We start from the raw sequence: 17,778 nt of genomic DNA, 5'->3' as shown, positions 1-17,778 counted from the left end.
CGCCACTGCCAGGTCCTTCGGCCGCACCTTTTCAGAAACACTTCGAATGTCGGGAAACTATCTGACATCTCGGTCAGCCCTGGGCGCTCGCCATCTGGAGCGCGGTTGCGTTGTCGGTCACCGTGTTCGGAGTTGGGAAGGCGAGCGGAAAGGTGGAGGCCGAGAGTTTTTCGATCACGGCGCGCTCTTCCAACAGCCGTCGCTCGATGAACCGCCGTTCGAAATCGGTCAGCTCGGTCTTGAGCAAACGCCGGTAGCGGCTGATGTTATTGCAGTGCGCGCGCAATAGGGCGACTTCGTCATCCATCATGGTCGTGATCCCCGTGGAGTGATTGCTTAGGCTGCAAGGCCGGTTCGCGAGACGGATCTCGTGCGGACTGGCTTGCCACCCGGAGGCCCCTTCGGATGGCGATCGAGCGACGCGAGGGCTTCGAGAATCTCGTCGATCGTGACCGCCTTGTCCGAACCAGGGAGTTCTCTCAAAGCCGGGTTTGAGGCGACGCTGGCTGCGTCCGAGGCCCAGGACGCCAGGATCGCCCGCTGCTCTCCGATCGACAGATCCGGATCCGCCAGGACGTCGCGCGGATGATCGTAGACGGAGCCGGGATGCAATATCGCGTTCAGGTCGATGATGTTGTCGGCATGATCGATCATGAGAGGTTCTCCTTCTCCTTTCGCTAAACCTCTGGTTTGCAGTACGGCACGCAACGGAGGGCGAGGGTAGCTCCCGCCCGGAGCTCGGGCGGGAGTACCAGGCCTCCGATCAACGAAATTCAGGCGGCCTTGCTTTCGAGCTGATGCACGGTACCGGCAGATGCGCCATTGATGGGGATTCGCCGCGGCTTCATGGCATCGGGAATTTCCCGGACCAGCTCGATCTTCAGCAGACCGTTCTCGAATGCGGCGCTCTTCACCTGGACATAGTCGGCGAGGTTGAACTGCCGCTTGAACGGACGCGCGGAAATGCCCCGGTAGAGATATTCGCGTTCGGCTTTGTCGGCCTTGTGGCCTTCGACGGTCAGGGCGTTCTGCTCGGCCGTCACCGAGATCTCGTCAGGCGAAAAGCCCGCAATCGCCAGCGTAATCTGGTAGCGATCGTCGCTGACGCGCTCGATGTTGTAGGGGGGATAATTATCCTCGCCGGCACGCTGTGCCGTTTCAACGAGGTCGAAGAGGCGATCGAAGCCGATGGTCGAACGCCAGAGGGGAGAGAAGTCGTAAGTGCGCATAGCCAGATCCTCCAAAGAGCAAAATGGATACGAGCGGCACCGGTCACGACCGGTGCCCGTCTCAGTCTTTCCCGACCCATCAGGCGCCGGGAACGCCACCTCTCGGTGGCAACCGAAAAATAAAAAAAACCGATTTTGGTTTCAAGAGGGGGACGAAATTTTTTTGAACCCCGCCTCCTGGTAAACCGCGAACGATCGCCGACGGCTCGCGTTCGCGGTGCAGAAACCATTCAGCGCCTAAACGTTCGATCCGTGGATCGCATCGATCACGGCGTCGGTCACCTCTTTCGTCGTCGCCTTGCCGCCGACGTCGGGCGTCAGCACGCCGGCCGCACACACTTTCTCGACCGCTGCCATCAGTCGCACCGCCGCATCCTTCTCGCCGAGATGCTCGAGCATCTGCGCGCCGGTCCAGAACGTCGCGACCGGGTTGGCGATGCCCTTGCCGGTGATGTCGAAGGCCGAGCCGTGGATCGGCTCGAACATCGAGGGGAAACGACGCTGCGGATCGATGTTGCCGGTCGGCGCCACGCCGAGGCTGCCCGCGAGCGCGCCCGCGAGATCCGAGAGGATGTCGGCGTGGAGGTTGGTCGCCACGATGGTGTCGAGGCTCTTCGGATGCAGCGTCATGCGCACCGTCATGGCGTCGACCAGCATCTTGTCCCAGGTGACGTCGGGGAATTCAGCCGCGACCTCGGCCGCGATCTCGTCCCACATCACCATGCCGTGGCGCTGCGCGTTCGACTTGGTCACGACGGTCAGGAATTTGCGCGGACGCGACTGCGCGAGCTGGAACGCATAGCGCATGATGCGGGTGACGCCGACGCGGGTGAACACGGCGACTTCGGTGCCGACCTCTTCCGGCAGGCCCCTGTGCGCGCGGCCGCCCATGCCGGCATATTCGCCTTCCGAGTTCTCGCGCACGATCACCCAGTCGAGATCGCCGATCCCGACATTGCGCAGCGGCGAGGCGACGCCCGGCAAAATCTTGGTCGGCCGAACATTGGCGTATTGGTCAAAACCCTGGCAGATCGGCAGGCGCAGGCCCCACAGCGTGATGTGGTCAGGCACATCAGGCGCGCCGACCGCGCCGAAATAGATCGCGTCGAAATTCTTGAGCTCGGCGAGGCCGTCCGCCGGCATCATCACGCCGTGCTTCTTGTAATAGTCCGAACCCCAGTCGAACGTCTTGATGGTGAAGGCGAGGTCGCCGCTGCGTTTTGCCAGCGCCTCCAGCACGCGGACACCGGCGGAGATGACCTCGGGGCCGATGCCGTCGGCGGGAATGGCTGCGATCGAATGGGTGCGCATGGAAGTGCTCCGTGAGAGAGATTAGCGGGATTGCGGGACGGGTTCGACGGGCGCGGTCTGTGCGCGCGACAATAGCAGGGTCAGGACCGCCGAGAGAACGAGCAGGCCGCTGACGAAATAGAGGCCGCCGACAAAGCTGCCGGTCTGGTCCTTGATCCGGCCGATCATGGCGGGGCCGACGAAGCCGCCGAGATTGCCGATCGAGTTGATGGTGGCGATGCCGGCTGCGGCGGCCGGACCGGACAGGAACAGCGTCGGCATGCTCCACAGCGGCGGCTTTGCGGAGGAGATGCCGATGTTCACGAGAGCAAGCGCGACCAGCACGGCGACGACGCCGGTGGCAAGGCCGGCATAGGCGAGGCCCGCGGCGGCGATCAGGCAGGCCCACACGACGTGCCAGGTGCGCTCGCCGGTGCGGTCCGAATGCCGCGCCCAAAGAATCATGGCGACGACGGCAGCCGTTGCCGGCAGAGCATTGAGGAAGCCGACCTGGAGCGAGGACAATCCGAACTGCTTGATGATCTGCGGCGCCCAGACGCCGAGGGTGTAGAGACCGGCCGAGGTGCCGAAATAGATCAGCGACAGCGCCAGCACGCGCGGATCGGCAAGCCCGCGCCAGATGCTGTGGCTCGCGGTCGCGGCCTTGCTGGTGGTCTCCATGTTCATGGTCTCGATCAACCAGCGGCGCTCGTCATCCGCGAGCCATTTCGCCTTCTCGGGGCGATCGGTCAAGAAGCCGAGCACGACGAAGCCGAGCAGCACGGCCGGCACCGCCTCCAGCACGAACAGCCATTGCCAGCCCTTGAAGCCGAGATGGCCGTCCATCTCCAGCAGCGCGCCCGATATCGGCGAGCCCAGCACGGTCGAGAGTGGGGCTGCCGCCATGAACAGCGCGGTGACCGCGGCACGCTGGCGCGCCGGGAACCAGTAGGAGAGATAGAGGATGATGCCGGGAAAGAAGCCGGCCTCCGCGACACCGAGCAGGAAGCGCAGGATGTAGAAGCTGGTCGGCCCCTGGACGAAGGCCATCGCGGCGGACACGATACCCCAGGTGATCATCACCCGCGCGATCCAGATCCGCGCGCCGACCTTGTGCAGGATGATGTTGGAAGGCACCTCGAACAGGAAGTAGCCCCAGAAGAAGATGCCGGCGCCGAAGCCGTAGACGGTCGGCGACAGGCCGATGTCCTTGTTCATCGTCAGCGAGGCGAAGCCGATATTGACGCGGTCGATGAAGGCCACGAAGTACAGCAGCATGATGAAGGGAACGATGCGCCAGCTGATCTTGCGCAGCACGCGCGTCTGAATCTCGCTCGCCATCCTCGCCTCCCTCAGGTTCCGGTTTGTTGTGTGGCGGCAAGCCTAGGCGGGGGAGGGAGGCAGACTCAATTCGCGCTGGTTTATACAAAAAAATGATATAATCCTCGCCGGAAGGCTGCCGGCGGGCGTTAGGCGCGCTGAAGCTTCCACAGCGTCATGCCCGGGCTTGTCCCGGGCATCCACGTTCTTCGTTCCGCGGAGAAAGGCGTGGATGGCCGGGACAAGCCCGGCCATGACGACCTCATGCAATGCGATGGCCCGGGGCGGAAGACGAGAGGACGGCGAATGGAATTGCATCAGCTCCGATGCTTCGTGGCGGCGGCCGAGCAGTTGCATTTCGGCCATGCGGCGCAGCAGCTCCAGATGCTGCCGTCCGCGCTCGGCCGGCAGATCAGGCTGCTGGAAGAGGATCTGGGAACGCGGCTGTTCGCGCGGACGACGCGCGCGGTGTCGCTCACGGACGATGGCACGACGCTGCTGCGCGATGCCCGCGCCATCCTCGCCAAGGTCGAAGCGGTCGAAAGCAATTTGCGCAACCGCTCGCGCGTGGGCGCTGCGCGACGATTGCGAATTGGCGCCATCGACAGCGCGGCGGCGGGATTGCTGCCGCCGCTGCTGCGGGATTTCCGCGATCAGCATCCCGACATCGCGGTGCAGCTGCTCGAGGACAAGACCGTGCGGCTGCTGCCGAAGATCCTCACCGGTGCGCTCGATCTCGCCTTCGTTCGCCCGCCGGTTCAGCCGGACAAGCGGCTCGAATTCCGCGACCTGCTCCAGGAGACCGCCATCGTGGCGTTCCCGCAGCGGCATGCGCTGGCGCAGCGCAAGTCGGTCACGCTGGCGCAGATTGCCGACGAGGCCATGCTGGTGCCGGACCGCCGCTCGCGGCCGCACAGCCATGACCTCACGATAAAACTGTTCGAGCAGGCCGGGTTGACGCCGCGCATCGTGCAGGTCGCCGACGAGAAGCAGACCATCGTCCATCTGGTGGCAACGAAGCTCGGGGTCGCGATCGTGCCGCGCTGGACCACGCGGATGGCGGTGACGGGGGTGCGCTTCGTGCCGCTGCGGCCGAAGCAGAGCGGCCCGGTCGGGCGGCTGCCGCTGGCCGCCGTTTGGCTGCGTGGCTCGCGCGATCCCGCCCGTGATGCCATGCTGGCCGTGCTGGAGGCACGCCTGCGCAGCTATGCGCGGGAGGCGTGAGAGGTTATGACATGGGCTTGGCGAGAAGGTGGGATGCGATGACGGGACAGAAAGCTTCGGGCGAGTTGAAGGTTGCCATCGCGGGCCTGGGCTCGATCGGTACCAAGATCGCGACCGCGCTCGATCAGGGCATCGAGGGGCTGACGCTCTCGGCCGTCGCCGTGCGTGATCCCGCCAAGCACCAGGCCTTCATCAGCGGCCTTCGCCGTCCGCCGCAAATCCTGCCAATCGACCAGCTCGGCGACGCCGCCGACATCGTGGTCGAATGCGCGCCGAGCAGCCAGTTGCGCGCGATCGTCGAACCCGCCGTGAAGCGCGGCAAGGCCGCAATCGTCGTCAGCGTCGGCGGTCTGCTCGACAATTTCGATCTGATCGATCTCGCCCGCGCCAATGGCGGCCGCATCATCGTGCCGACGGGCGCGCTGATCGGCCTCGATGCGGTCAACGCTGCCGCCGTGGGCACCATCCATTCGGTGAAGATGGTGACGCGCAAGCCGATCGACGGACTGAGGGGCGCGCCGTTCATCGTCGAGAACAACATCGACATCGACAATCTGCGCGAGCCGCTCAAGCTGTTCGAAGGATCTGCGCGCGAAGCGGCGAAGGGCTTTCCGGCAAACGTCAATGTCGCTGTTGCGCTGTCGCTCGCGGGCATCGGACCGGATCGCACCCAGATGCAGGTCTGGGCCGATCCCACCGTGACGCGCAACGTTCATCGCATCGAGGTGGAGGCGGATTCGGCGCGGTTCTCGATGGGCATCGAGAACATCCCGTCCGAAAATCCCAAGACCGGGATGATTACCGCGCTCTCCGTGATCGCGCTGCTTCGCAAGCAGCGCGCCACGTTGTGTGTGGGGACGTAACAGGGCGAACTAGTTACCCCAGACGGCGCTGCGCTCTATCACCGTCATCCTGAGGTGCTCGCCTCTTCGGCGAGCCTCGAAGGACGACGGCCCGGCTGCATCTCGGCCGTTCATCCTTCGAGGCTCGCGATGGGGCGCTGAGCGCCCCATCACTCGCGCCTCAGGATGACGGAACGCATACGCGCCGCGGCGCCACTTACGCGCCCGTCACGCGCCAGATCACGTTGCCGACGTCGTCGGCCATCAGCAGCGACTTCTTGTCGGGGCCGATCACGACGCCGACCGGGCGGCCGTAGGATTCTTTCTCGTCCGGGGACAGGAAGCCCGACAGGATGTCGCGACCGGGGCCGGACGGCTTGCCGTTCTCGAACGGGATGAACACAAGCTTGTATCCGGACAGCGTGCTGCGATTCCACGAGCCGTGCTGGCCGATCACCATGCCGTCGGGGAATCCGGGCAAGGTCCCTGCGGGCATCCAGCACAGGCCGAGCGAGGCGGTGTGACCACCGAGCGCATAGTCCGGCTGAAGCGCCCTGGCGACCAGCGCTGCATCCTGCGGCACGCGGTCGTCCACCGTCTTGCCCCAGTAGCAATAGGGCCAGCCATAGAAGCCGCCATCGCGCACCGAGGTCAGATAGTCCGGCGGCGTCTCGTCGCCGAGCCCGTCGCGCTCGTTGACGACGGTCCAGAGCACATTCGTGGTCGGCTCCCAGGCTAGACCCACGGGATTGCGCAGGCCGGCGCCGAAAATGCGATGCGTGCCGGCGGCGAGATCGAGCTCGTAGACCGCGGCGCGGCCTTCCTCGACCTCCATGCCCATCTCGGCGATGTTGCTGAGCGAGCCGACGCCGGCATAGAGCTTGTTGCCATCGGGGCTGGCGAGCAGGCTGCGGGTCCAGTGGCCGTTCGGCTTGAAGGTGGTGAGCCGCTTGCCCGGCGCGGTGATGCTGTCGGCATTGGCGACGTAAGGGAAGGCCATCACGCCGTCGGTGTTGCCGACATAGAAGGTGTCGCCGACCAGGGCCATGCCGAACGGCTGGCTGAGGTTTTCCATGAAGGCGCCGCGCACTTCGGCCACGCCGTCGCCGTCCCTGTCGCGCAGCAGCGTGATGCGGTTGGCGGAGACGCCGAGCGCCGCGGCACGTCGCATGGTTGCCTGCATCGCGTAGTGAAACACGCTGCGGGGGGCGCCGGCGATCTGCGTCGATTCCGCGATCAGCACGTCGCCGTTCGGCAGCACATCGATCCAGCGCGGATGGTCGAGGTTGGTTGCGAATGCGTTGACCTTGAGCCCGGGTGCGGGCGTCGGCTTCTGGCCTTCGCTCCAGCCGCGCGCGGTCGGCATCTTCAACGTCGGCAGCGCGCCTTGCGGCTTCGCCTCGGGAATCGCCGGCGCCTGGCCCCAGGCCGGCGCAGGCGTGGTGCCCGACAGCTTTCGCCATTGCAGCGCGACGCCACCGACGAGTGCGACGAACTGCGCAAAGATGCTGGAAAAATTCATGAAAAGCCCCTGTTGAACCCTGAGGCACAGTCCAACGCCAGATCGCCCAAAGCCCCGCGCGGGCCATGGGACCTGATCCATGCCTGATCGTCGATCTCTCCAGATCCACGATGGATGTCGTCATGCCCAGTTGCGCGCGCATCCAACTGGGTAGCGCTAAAAAGGTCAACCTGTGCAGGCTCGGATCGGGCCGTTTATGGCCCGCGCAATGGCGGCACGCCGAATTTGCATGGCGGGGAGGATGCAGGTCTATCCCCGTCATCCTGAGGTGCGAGCTCTTGCGAGCCTCGAAGGATAGACGGCCCGGACACATCTCGGCCGTGCATCCTTCGAGGCCCGGCCGGCGATGCAGTCGCATCGCCAACCTCGCACCTCAGGATGACGGGTTTGATATGAGCGTTGTGTCGGCGGTCAGTGCAGGTGCTTGAACATCACCGCGGCGACAGGAACGGAATGATCATCGGCACGCGGCGGCAATAGGCGCCGTAGGCGTCCTCGCCGAGCTCCTTGGACAGGAACACCTCTTCCATCCGGCCCTTCTGCCACATGCCGACCGAGATCAGGATGGCGCCGAGGATCGTCGTGACGAGGCCGATTGCGATGCCCGTGACGAGCATGCCGAAGATCAAACCGGTGTAGATCGGGTGGCGCACGATGCCGTAGGGGCCGGTGTCGATAACGCGGTGGTCTTCCTTGTGGGTGATGGTGTTGGACCAGAATTTTCCGAGATGCAGCCGGCCCCACCAGGCGAAGGCGATGCCGGCGACCGAGAGGACCGCGGCGATGGCGATGCCGGTGTTGCCGAGCACCCAGAGCGGCTTCCAGCCCAGGATCTGTGCAACCCAGGGCGTGTACAGGATGCCGCCGACCAGGATCGGCAGGCGATAGCGCTGCGACTCCAGCGTCATGACCTGCTTCTTGGTCTGCCCCTGCCAGAACGAGGCGCCGACCCAACTGGCGAGAAAGGCGAGCCAGATCAGGGCCAGGAGTTCGGTCGGCCACGCCGTGGTCCAACCACCCCAGGCGACAGAGAGAAGCTTGCTGAAATCGAAGGACATGAAGGTTCTTTGCGTTGAGGCGGCGGCTTAGCCCGCGCGCGAGGAGAGCGCGTGACGCTCGATGGCGCCGGAGGGCTGCTGGCCGTTGCGGGCGAGAAGATGGGTGATGGTTTCGCGCAAGACCGGTTCGATCGGGCGCGGCGCATAGCCGAGCTCGTTACGGGCTTTGCCGATCGAAAGGTCGCTCGCGGCAAGCGCAATGCGCACGCCCTCGGCAGTGCCGTTGGGCGGCCGGCGCGTGATGCGATCGGAAATGGATTCGAGCATGATCGCGGAGAGCTCGGCGATCTTGCCGGGCACGACCACCGGAAATTGCCGGCGCCCGCTCATCGCCGACATCATCCGAAGGATGTTGCCGAGCGGAACGCAGTCGCCGCCGAGAATGTAGCGCTGGCCGAGGCGACCGCGTTCCATCGTCAGCACGAGGCCCATCGCGACGTCGCGGACGTCGACGAGATTGACCAGGAAGTTGAGATGCGGCTGCACCTTCTTCTGGAGGAAGTACCAGAGCATCGCGGTCGGCGGCGTCAGATTGTGGTCGGCGGCCCCGATCGGCATGGTCGGCGTGCCGATCACGAGCGGGAAGCCGCTGGCCGCAGCCTTCGCGGCATGGTGCTCGGCGAGCGACTTCGAACGCGTGTAGGCGCCGGGCATCGCGTCGGCCGGCTGCAGCGCCTCTTCGGCGGCCTCGCCGTTGAGATTCGAATAGGGGAACAGGATCGATTCCGTCGAGCAGTGCAGGAAGCGCGAGACACCGCGCTTCATTGCAGCCGCAAGCACCACCTCGGTGCCGCGGCAATTGACCTCGTGAAAGTCCTGCTTGTTGGCGACCCACATGCCGGGCAGGCCGGCGAGGTGATAGACCTGATCGACGCCCGCGACGGCGGCATCGACCGCAGCGGCGTCGAGCACCGAACCGTGCACATGTTCAACGTCGGTGTTCGCCGCGGCCGGCGGACGAACATCGAGCACGCGCACCCGCTGCCCACGGGCGCGGAGCGATTCTACGAGATGATGTCCGATGAAGCCGCTGCCACCGGTAACCAGTACGAGAGCCATGCAGAAGGTTTGCTGTTTCGCGTCGAGAGCTATCGGGTTGAAAGGGAATTGGTCGGAACAGGCGCCAGAATCGCGGCAAGGTCGCGACGGAAGCCCAATGCAATGAATAATTTTGCCATGACAAACATCGGTCCAAGCAGGAAATGCGCGGGGTGGTCGACCATCGACGGCTGCCGTTCCTCGAAAACCCTGTGGCCGATGATCTGCGATGCGACGCCGAGTCCGATCAACACGGCAAAAATAGACCACATCATGACGATCGAGACCTGATTGCCGATCGCGGTCGCGACCAAAAGCAGCACGAGCATCGCAGCCAGGATGCCAAGCCCGATCCCGGCATCCAGCATCAGCCAGTAGACCAGCACCGGCAGCGCCAAAATCACCGCCAGGCTCACCTGGATCCCGAAAATGGGAACATGCACCAGGGTCAGCGGCAGCGTAGCGCCGGTGAAGAGCAGGAGGATGCCGACCACGTGCATCGCGCAGTTCCAGGGATCGCGATGATATTCGACGTAGTCGGCCAGTTGGCGTTGAAAATAACTGGCCATCTCGGTCTCGTGCATCATGGGGTCGGGGAAGGGCGAGAACAGGCTATAGCACCGGATAGGGCAGTGCACAAACCGGCGCTATTGTCGCGCGAAACCGGGCTGCCGCGCTGTGAGACACGTCACAAAACGGTCAGAACTTCAAAGGGTTCCGCTAAACGCAGAAGCGTGTTCGCTCAGCGTTTCTTGGCGGGCTTTTTCGCCGCAGGCGCAGCCGCCGTGGCCGGATGCGCAGGCGCCTCTTCCGGCAGCTTGGCATAGGTCTGGATCTGCAGCTGGCCGTTGACGGCCGAGGTCGGCTTGGCGCGGTCGAGAAACTGCTCCTCGCCGAGGCCGATCGGGTGCAGCCGCTTGGTCGAGATCTTGAACGTGTTCACCAGCACGTCGCGGATCGCATCGGCGCGGCGCTGGCTCAGGATCGCATTGGCCTCGCGCGTCTTCGCGTTGGATTCGACATGGCCGACGATCAGGAAAGTGTAGGGCAGCAGCGAGGCATGGACCAGCGCGTCCGCGATGCGGCCGACGGTCTGATAGGAGCCCGGCTGGATGATCGGCGTGTCGGCGTCGAACTGGATCTGCGCGTTGAAGGTCGGCAGCTTGGCCAGATCAGGCACGATCGGCGGCCGGTTCACTGGGCCCGGATCGTTCTTGATCCTGGTCTTGGCGCGCTCCATCACCTGCGCCTTCAGCGCGGGAAGGTCGAGCTCGGCGGGCTCTTCGAAATGGTTGAGCTTGCCGACGATGTCGTCGCGGGTCGGCGGCGCCGTCTGCGCGCTCGCAGCACCAGCAAGAAGGGTCAGGCCAAGCGCGATGGCGATTTTGTTCGCGCGCATCACCGATACCCCGCGTCGTCGACGGCCTTCAGGCAGTTGTTGCTGATGCCCTTGGGTGTCGAGATCAGGCAGGGGATCGACTTGCTGGTCTCCTTGGTCGAGCCGCCGCAGACCTTGACGATCTCGCGCTGGCAGACATTCGCCACCGTGACACGCGCGGCGACCCGCTTCTGGATGGCGTCGAAGGCGCCGAGATAGTCGCTCTGGCACTGCTGGGAGAGCACGTCGCGGTTGCGCGACAGGCACTCCTTCAGGCGGGTCGAATCCGGGTTGACGCCGCGGCAATTGGCAACGATTTCCGCACCGCAGCTCTTGGCCAGAAGCCCGATCGAATCGCCAAAGCTCATGGTCTCGGCCGCCGCAAGCGACGGCATCCCCAATACCAGCAAGATCAGTGTGATGGAGCCCCGGACCATGGGTGCATCTGATACGGGGAAGTTCGCGATGGTCAAGGGCTGTTCGGGCGAGAACTGTCGAACGTCCGGCCAATGCGGCGAACAGTCCTCACTCGGCGTCGTCGTCGAGGGGCGGCCATTCGATCAGGACAACCGTGTGTTTCCCCAAATCGTCGGCAAATTCCGGGTCGGCCTTGAGCTCGTCCAACGGCCGGGGCGGGGGAAGTTGCCGGCCCTCCGCGATCAGCTCCTGCGCATAGAAGGCGAGCGCCTCGGGCGCACTCTCCAGGGCCTCGTCGACGTCGTCGCCACCGGAAATGCAGCCGGGCAGGTCCGGAAACCACAGGCTGACGGCGTCCGGGTCTGCGTCCTCGATGATGGCAACGTACTGAGCCATGGCGGGACTGGTGACCTCGAAAGTTGTGCCGCTGGGTTTTGTTCGACTATGAGTACCTCATCCGCGGAGGTAAGCAATTGAGCAAATTGACGTTGGCCGAAGGCGCTGGCTCATTCCTGTTTCGTGATGATGGCGCCGTCCCCGCGCCACGAACGATGCGGGTCTTTTCCTATTGCCCTCGATCGAGCAGCCCGGACACCCGCATCATTGTGGCCATGCACGGCGTTGATCGCGCCGCAGCCGAGTTTCGCGATCTCCTCGCGCCTCAAGCCGAGCGCAACGGGCAAATCGTGTTGGTCCCGGAGTTTGATCCGGATCAGTTCCCGGGCGTCCACGCCTACAATTTCGGCGGCGTGCGGCTGCCACCACCGGACAACACGGTCTTGCCGCGCGATCGCTGGAATTTCGCGGTGATCGACCGGCTCTTTCAGCATGTTCGGCAAGCGATCGGGTCCAGCCGCGAGACCTTCGGCCTGTTCGGCAACTCCGCAGGCGCCCAATTCGTCCTGCGTTATCTCGCGCTCAACGAGGCCGCTTCCGTCGATATGGCTGTTGCCGCCAATTGCGGCTGCTACATGCTGCCGGATCTCGCCAAGGAGTATCCGGATGGCATGGGAGGGATTGGCCTCGCGCCAAGTCATTTGCGGAGGTACCTGGGGCGCTCTCTCGTTATCTTGCTGGGCGATGCCGACAACGATCCGGACGACCCCCATTTGCCCCGCTGGGACGAGGCGATGGCGCAAGGCCCTCATCGCCTGGCGCGGGGGCTCTGGCATTTCGAGCACTGTGCGGCGTTGGCCAAAAGCCTTGGCGTTGAACTGGGCTGGCGGCTCGAAATTGCGCCTGGTGCCGGGCACGTCGACCAGCTGATCTACGACCAGGGAGCGAACATCTTGAAGGGCTGAGCGGGCGGCCTTGTGTGCAAGGCCACGCCTCACGCCCGCTGCACAAAGCTGTCCACGACCTTCTTCTCGCCGGCCTTGTCGAAATGGATGGTGAGCTTGTTGCCGTCGATCTTGGTGACGTGGCCGTAGCCGAATTTCTGGTGGAAGACGCGGTCTTCGAGCGAGAATTCCGAGGTCGTGCCGGTGGATTTCGCGACCAGCTCACCCTCGATCGTCATCGGGCCGCGGCGGCGCGAGGAGAAGCTGCCGAAATCGGGGCCGGATGACGAGGAGGAGGACGAAAACGTCGAAGCCTGTTCCTCGAAGCCGCCGCTTCCACCGCCATTGTGACCGCCGCCCCGGTTGCGGTTGGCCTGCGCGCGCTGCCAGCCCGGCGTCGAATAGGTCGAGCCGAAAGCCTCCATGTCGTCGAAGCGCGAGGCGCCGTAGCCGCCGGTGCCGCCCCAGGCCGAGCCGCCTTTGGATTCCGTGATCTCGACATTGGCCGCCGGCAATTCGTCGAGGAAGCGCGACGGGATGGTGGTCGTCCAGGTGCCATGGATGCGCCGGTTGGTCGCGAAATAGATCATGGCGCGGCGGCGGGCGCGGGTGATGCCGACATGGCCGAGCCGGCGCTCTTCTTCCAGGCCGGCACGGCCCTGTTCGTCCAGCGTGCGCTGGCTCGGGAACAGGCCTTCCTCCCAGCCGGGCAGGAACACGTTGTCGAATTCGAGCCCCTTGGCCGAATGCAGCGTCATCAGCGACACCGCATCCTCGTCGGCGCCACTGTCGCGGTCCATCACCAGCGAGATGTGCTCCAGAAACCCTTGCAGGTTCTCGAACTCCTCCATCGAGCGCACGAGTTCTTTCAAATTCTCCAGCCGGCCCGCGGCGTCCGCCGAACGGTCCTTCTGCCACATCTCGGTGTAGCCGCTCTCGTCGAGCACGATCTGGGCGAGATCGGTATGCGCGGTGACCTCGCGCTGGGCGCGCCAGCGGTCGAACTGGGCGACGACCTCCCGCAAGCTGCCGCGCGCCTTTGGCTTCAGCTCGTCGGTCTCGACCACGGCGCGCGCCGCCTCGAACAGCGGAATGCGGCGCTTGCGGGCGTGGTCGTGCAGCATCTGCACGGTGGCGTCGCCGAGCCCGCGCTTGGGCGTGTTGACGATGCGCTCGAAGGCAAGGTCGTCGGCCGGCGAATTGATGACGCGCAAGTAAGCCAGCGCGTCGCGGATTTCGGCGCGCTCGTAGAAACGCGGGCCGCCGATGACGCGATAGGGCAGGCCGAGCGTGACGAACCGGTCCTCGAACTCGCGCATCTGGTAGGACGCGCGCACGAGAATGGCGACCTCGTTGAGCTTGTCGCCCTTGCGCTGGATCTGCTCGATCTCCTCGCCGATGCCGCGGGCTTCCTCTTCGGAATCCCACGAGCCCGTCACCGTGACCTTTTCGCCGTCATGGTCCTCGGTGCGCAGCGTCTTGCCGAGCCGGCCTTCGTTGTGTGCGATCAGGTGCGAGGCGGCGGCGAGGATGTGGCCAGTCGAGCGGTAATTGCGCTCGAGGCGGATCACTTTTGCGCCCGGGAAATCGTGGTCGAAGCGCAGGATGTTGTCGACCTCGGCACCGCGCCAGCCATAGATCGACTGGTCGTCGTCGCCGACGCAGCAGATGTTTTTGGTGGGACCTGCAGGAGCGGCCGCCAATGCTGCGCGCTCCGTCATGGCGGGCTCACTGCCGGATTCTCCGGCGTGCAATTGCACGTCGTCGTTCGCCTCTTCGACGCGCTCCGGAATGACGGCGGGCACAGTTGGCTTCGACGGCATCTGCGACAGCAGCCGCAGCCACAGATATTGCGCGACGTTGGTGTCCTGATACTCGTCGACCAGGATGAATTTGAAGCGCTGCTGATACTGCCGCAGGATGTCCGGGTGCTCGCGGAAGATGCGGATGTCTTCGAGCAGCAGGTCGCCGAAGTCCGCCGCGTTCAGGATCTTCAGCCGCTCCTGGTAGCTCGCATAGAGCTTGCCGCCCTTGCCGTTGGCGAAGACCGCGGCTTCGCCCGACGGCACCTGCGACGGCGTCAGGCCGCGATTCTTCCAGCCGTCGATCAGGCCCGCCAGCATGCGTGCCGGCCAGCGCTTGTCGTCGATGTTGTCGGCTTGCAGGAGCTGCTTCAGCAGCCGCACCTGGTCGTCGGTGTCGAGCACGGTGAAATTCGACTTGAGCTGCGCCAGTTCGGCATGGGTGCGCAGGATGCGGCCGCCGATGGAGTGGAAGGTGCCGAGCCACGGCATGCCTTCGACGGCGTGGCCGAGCATCTGGCCGAGCCGGTGCTTCATCTCGCGCGCGGCCTTGTTGGTGAAGGTCACCGACAGGATCTCGGCGGGGCGGGCGCGGCCCTGGCTCAGGATGTGGGCGATCCGCGTGGTCAGCACCCGCGTCTTGCCGGTGCCGGCGCCGGCCAGCACCAGGACCGGGCCGTCCAGCGTCTCCACGGCCTCGCGCTGCTCCGGATTGAGCCCGGACAGAAAATTCGGGCCCACAGAGGCGCGCGCACGCGCGGCGATGCCGCCGGCTGCGGGCTGGTGGTCGGGTACGCCAGTAATCTTGCTCGGTTCGGTCATGCGAATCATTTGGCCCCACGTTGGCACCGCGGGGTGGTGGAAGGGAGCCTTCTTAACAGGGATCGATGCCTATATGGGGCGCCGGAACGGGGTTTTCCACGTGCGCGGCGGGGCAATTTGTTCCTCGTCGCCGGGCGAATTTCCAGCGTCTGCGGGCCGGAACCATAGTTCCCTGATGAAGCTTGTTTAGACAAGTGAGGCGCGTCAGGCGCGCCGATCGCAGACAGTCATCGAAACAGAGGTTCGGGCCATGTTGAGCTGGGTTGTGACGTTTTTGGTTATCGCACTGATCGCCGGTATTCTGGGCTTTGGCGGCATCGCCGGCGCATCGATCGAAATCGCCAAGATCATCTTCTTCATCGCGATCGTGCTGTTCCTGGTCTCGGCCGTCGTCGGCCTGGCCCGCGGCCGCAGGGTCTAGCAGATCCTCATGGTGAGGAGCGCGGAACGCGCGTCTCGAACCATGAAGGCCCGACTGTGGCCTTGCATCCTTCGAGACGCCCGCTTCGCGGGCTCCTCAGGATGAGGAGTTGCTACCGCTTCGAGGGCATCGCCACGTTCCGGCCGATGCCCTCGGGCCGCGCGACGGCACTGTGAGACTTGACGACGGTCGCAATGCGCTCGCGGATATCGGGCGGGAATGCCGCGACTTTGCGTGAGCCCATGTCGATGTGAAGCGACATATTCTCCGAGGTCGCCGACAGCCAGCCCTCGGTCGCATGCCGCAGCTCCTGGAATGTGTGCAGCCGCTTGTCGTCGGCTTCCAGCAGCCAGACCGAAACCTGCACGGGATCGCCGAGATGGATCTCGCGCAAATAGCGCACATGGCATTCGGCGGTGAAGGTGGAGCCGTTGCGCTCCTTCATGTATCCCGGTCCAATCCCCAGCGTCAGCCACATCTGGTCGATCGCCCGGTCGAACATCACGTTGTAATAGGCCATGTTGAGATGGCCGTTATAGTCGATCCATTGCGGCTCGATCTGCATGATCGAGGAGCGGAATGGCTCGGCTGTGGGCGATGCTGCAACGGTCTCCGGCATTTTCATTCCCTGGCTATGCATCGGGTCGCTTGACTTGACCGGTGAGATGTCCTTTGCCACGGTTTCTTCTCGTCGGGAGGACTATCCGTGGGCACCACCATCACCAATAAGCCGCCGCGGCCGGAGCCGAAAGCCCTCGCAAGCGCGCTGGAGCAGCTTGCCGCACGGTTCGGCAACCGCCTCATCACCTCGCAGGCCGTCCGCGAGCAGCACGGCCATACCACCACATGGATCGTCAACCAGCCGCCCGATGGCGTGGTGATGGCGCAGGAGACCGCCGACATCCAGGATGTGGTGCGGATTTGCGCGAAAAACGGCGTGCCCGTCATTCCCTTCGGCACCGGCACCTCGCTCGAGGGCCAGGTCAATGCGCCCGCCGGCGGCATCTCGATCGATCTGCGCGACATGAACAAGGTGCTCGCGGTCCATGCCGAGGACCTCGACTGCGTGATCCAGCCCGGCGTCACCCGCAAGGCGCTGAACGAGCATCTGCGCGACCAGGGCCTGTTCTTCCCGATCGATCCTGGCGCGGACGCTTCGCTCGGCGGCATGGCCTCGACCCGCGCCTCCGGCACCAATGCGGTGCGCTACGGCACCATGCGCGACAGCGTGCTGGCGCTGAAGGTCGTGCGCGGCGACGGCGAGATCATCACGACGGGCACGCGCGCCAAGAAATCCTCCGCGGGCTACGACCTGACGCATCTGTTCGTCGGCGCCGAAGGCACGCTCGGCATCATCTCGGAGCTGACCATCCGCCTGCGCGGCATCCCCGAGACGATCGCGGCCGGCGCAGTGTCGTTCGAGACCGTGCACGGGGCGTGTCAGGCCGTGATCCTGGCGATCCAGACCGGCATTCCCGTGGCGCGCATCGAGCTGCTCAACGCCGCGCAGGTGAAGGCCTGCAATGCCTATTCGAAGCTGACGCTGCCGGAGACGCCGCTGCTGCTGATGGAATTCCACGGCAGCGAGATCGAGGTCGACGCGCAGTCCAAGGCCTTCGGCGAAATCGCCGGGGAGTGCGGCGGCGGCGATTTCTCCTGGACCACCAAGCCGGAAGATCGCACAAAACTGTGGCAGGCGCGGCACGACGCCTATTGGTCGGTGAAGGCGCTGCGCCCCGGCGACAGCATCGGCGTGGTTGCCACCGACGTTTGCGTGCCGATCTCGCGGCTGGCCGATTGCGTCAGCGAGACCGAGGAAGATCTCAAGCGCCTCAACCTGTTGTCGCCGATCGTCGGCCATGTCGGCGACGGCAATTTCCACTGCTCGCTGGTGTGTGACACCAGCGACGCGGCCGAGATGGCGCGCGGCGAGGAATTCATGCACCGCCTGGTCGAGCGCGCGCAGGCGATGGACGGCACCTGCACCGGCGAGCACGGCATCGGCCAGGGCAAGCAGAAATACCTGAAGGCGGAACTCGGCCCCGAGGCGATCGACGCGATGCGGGCGCTGAAGCACGCGCTCGATCCGCAAAATATCTTCAACCCCGGCAAGATCGTGCCGGAGGCGTAGCGCG

General features: G+C 64.8%; 19 protein-coding genes. 5 read left to right on the top strand and 14 right to left on the bottom strand.

From position 1 onward, the window contains the following. Nucleotides 1-73: 73 nt before the first annotated feature. The 5 genes from AB7532_RS27720 to AB7532_RS27700 form a co-directional block, all read right to left on the bottom strand. Complete coding sequence (locus AB7532_RS27720) at nucleotides 74-310, bottom strand: hypothetical protein (RefSeq protein WP_441237861.1); 237 nt, start codon at nucleotides 308-310, stop codon at nucleotides 74-76. 26 nt (nucleotides 311-336) lie between these two features. Next, nucleotides 337-654: a hypothetical protein gene (locus AB7532_RS27715; RefSeq protein ID WP_441237860.1), complete on the bottom strand. Its 318-nt coding sequence runs from the start codon at nucleotides 652-654 to the stop codon at nucleotides 337-339. A gap of 119 nt (nucleotides 655-773) precedes the next feature. Then, nucleotides 774-1,229, bottom strand: coding sequence for a small heat shock protein HspD (gene hspD, locus AB7532_RS27710; protein WP_441237859.1), 456 nt, complete (start codon nucleotides 1,227-1,229; stop codon nucleotides 774-776). Nucleotides 1,230-1,466: 237 nt separating this feature from the next. Beyond that, entirely contained in the window at nucleotides 1,467-2,540 is a 1,074-nt protein-coding gene (locus AB7532_RS27705; RefSeq protein WP_441237858.1) for a tartrate dehydrogenase, read from the bottom strand. 21 nt (nucleotides 2,541-2,561) lie between these two features. Beyond that, a complete protein-coding gene (locus AB7532_RS27700) occupies nucleotides 2,562-3,860 on the bottom strand; it encodes an MFS transporter (protein WP_441237857.1) in 1,299 nt (432 codons plus the stop codon). Between the two features lie 285 nt (nucleotides 3,861-4,145). Here AB7532_RS27700 and AB7532_RS27695 point away from each other — a divergent pair, with 285 nt between their 5' ends. After that, on the top strand, nucleotides 4,146-5,063 hold the full coding sequence (locus tag AB7532_RS27695) for a LysR substrate-binding domain-containing protein (protein WP_441237856.1): 918 nt from the start codon (nucleotides 4,146-4,148) through the stop codon (nucleotides 5,061-5,063). A gap of 38 nt (nucleotides 5,064-5,101) precedes the next feature. Next, on the top strand, nucleotides 5,102-5,926 hold the full coding sequence (locus tag AB7532_RS27690) for an aspartate dehydrogenase (RefSeq protein ID WP_441237855.1): 825 nt from the start codon (nucleotides 5,102-5,104) through the stop codon (nucleotides 5,924-5,926). Between the two features lie 196 nt (nucleotides 5,927-6,122). On the opposite strand, the gene AB7532_RS27685 is transcribed toward AB7532_RS27690, so the two are convergent. The 7 genes from AB7532_RS27685 to AB7532_RS27655 all read right to left on the bottom strand — a co-directional run bounded on the left by AB7532_RS27685 (nucleotide 6,123) and on the right by AB7532_RS27655 (nucleotide 11,714). Then, complete coding sequence (locus AB7532_RS27685; protein WP_441237854.1) at nucleotides 6,123-7,427, bottom strand: PQQ-dependent sugar dehydrogenase; 1,305 nt, start codon at nucleotides 7,425-7,427, stop codon at nucleotides 6,123-6,125. A 431-nt stretch (nucleotides 7,428-7,858) separates the two neighbouring features. Continuing rightward, nucleotides 7,859-8,485 (bottom strand): methyltransferase family protein, encoded by a 627-nt coding sequence (locus AB7532_RS27680; protein WP_441237853.1) that lies wholly within the window; start codon nucleotides 8,483-8,485, stop codon nucleotides 7,859-7,861. 27 nt (nucleotides 8,486-8,512) lie between these two features. Next, entirely contained in the window at nucleotides 8,513-9,544 is a 1,032-nt protein-coding gene (locus tag AB7532_RS27675; protein ID WP_441237852.1) for an NAD-dependent epimerase/dehydratase family protein, read from the bottom strand. Nucleotides 9,545-9,573: 29 nt separating this feature from the next. Continuing rightward, complete coding sequence (locus AB7532_RS27670; protein WP_441237851.1) at nucleotides 9,574-10,110, bottom strand: Mpo1 family 2-hydroxy fatty acid dioxygenase; 537 nt, start codon at nucleotides 10,108-10,110, stop codon at nucleotides 9,574-9,576. 155 nt (nucleotides 10,111-10,265) lie between these two features. After that, the gene (locus AB7532_RS27665; RefSeq protein WP_441237850.1) at nucleotides 10,266-10,922 is read right to left on the bottom strand and encodes an OmpA family protein; all 657 of its coding nucleotides are present in this window, start codon (nucleotides 10,920-10,922) and stop codon (nucleotides 10,266-10,268) included. After that, a complete protein-coding gene (locus tag AB7532_RS27660; RefSeq protein WP_441237849.1) occupies nucleotides 10,922-11,338 on the bottom strand; it encodes a hypothetical protein in 417 nt (138 codons plus the stop codon). Before AB7532_RS27660 ends, AB7532_RS27665 begins: the two co-directional genes overlap by 1 nt. 88 nt (nucleotides 11,339-11,426) lie before the next feature. After that, nucleotides 11,427-11,714, bottom strand: a complete 288-nt coding sequence (locus tag AB7532_RS27655; RefSeq protein ID WP_441237848.1) for a type II toxin-antitoxin system HicB family antitoxin — start codon at nucleotides 11,712-11,714, stop codon at nucleotides 11,427-11,429. Nucleotides 11,715-11,791: 77 nt separating this feature from the next. Between AB7532_RS27655 and AB7532_RS27650 the strand changes: the two genes are divergently transcribed. Further along, a complete protein-coding gene (locus tag AB7532_RS27650) occupies nucleotides 11,792-12,619 on the top strand; it encodes a hypothetical protein (RefSeq protein WP_441237847.1) in 828 nt (275 codons plus the stop codon). A 29-nt stretch (nucleotides 12,620-12,648) separates the two neighbouring features. Here AB7532_RS27650 and AB7532_RS27645 read toward each other — a convergent pair whose 3' ends face one another. After that, nucleotides 12,649-15,231 carry an ATP-dependent helicase gene (locus AB7532_RS27645; RefSeq protein ID WP_441237846.1) on the bottom strand — a complete coding sequence of 861 codons (2,583 nt, stop codon included), beginning with the start codon at nucleotides 15,229-15,231 and terminating at the stop codon, nucleotides 12,649-12,651. Between the two features lie 241 nt (nucleotides 15,232-15,472). Here AB7532_RS27645 and AB7532_RS27640 point away from each other — a divergent pair, with 241 nt between their 5' ends. Beyond that, nucleotides 15,473-15,643, top strand: a complete 171-nt coding sequence (locus tag AB7532_RS27640) for a DUF1328 domain-containing protein (RefSeq protein ID WP_441237845.1) — start codon at nucleotides 15,473-15,475, stop codon at nucleotides 15,641-15,643. Nucleotides 15,644-15,755: 112 nt separating this feature from the next. On the opposite strand, the gene AB7532_RS27635 is transcribed toward AB7532_RS27640, so the two are convergent. Continuing rightward, nucleotides 15,756-16,262, bottom strand: a complete 507-nt coding sequence (locus AB7532_RS27635; protein ID WP_441237844.1) for a thioesterase family protein — start codon at nucleotides 16,260-16,262, stop codon at nucleotides 15,756-15,758. An 87-nt stretch (nucleotides 16,263-16,349) separates the two neighbouring features. On the opposite strand from AB7532_RS27635, the gene AB7532_RS27630 reads away from it, so the two are divergent. Beyond that, nucleotides 16,350-17,774, top strand: coding sequence for an FAD-binding oxidoreductase (locus tag AB7532_RS27630; RefSeq protein ID WP_441237843.1), 1,425 nt, complete (start codon nucleotides 16,350-16,352; stop codon nucleotides 17,772-17,774). The last annotated feature ends 4 nt before the right edge of the window (nucleotides 17,775-17,778 follow it).

The organism is Bradyrhizobium sp. 930_D9_N1_4, assembly GCF_052076015.1.
Lineage (GTDB): Bacteria > Pseudomonadota > Alphaproteobacteria > Rhizobiales > Xanthobacteraceae > Bradyrhizobium.
Note: the sequence above shows the minus strand (reverse complement) of the source record. Positions and strands in the feature narration are given on the sequence as shown.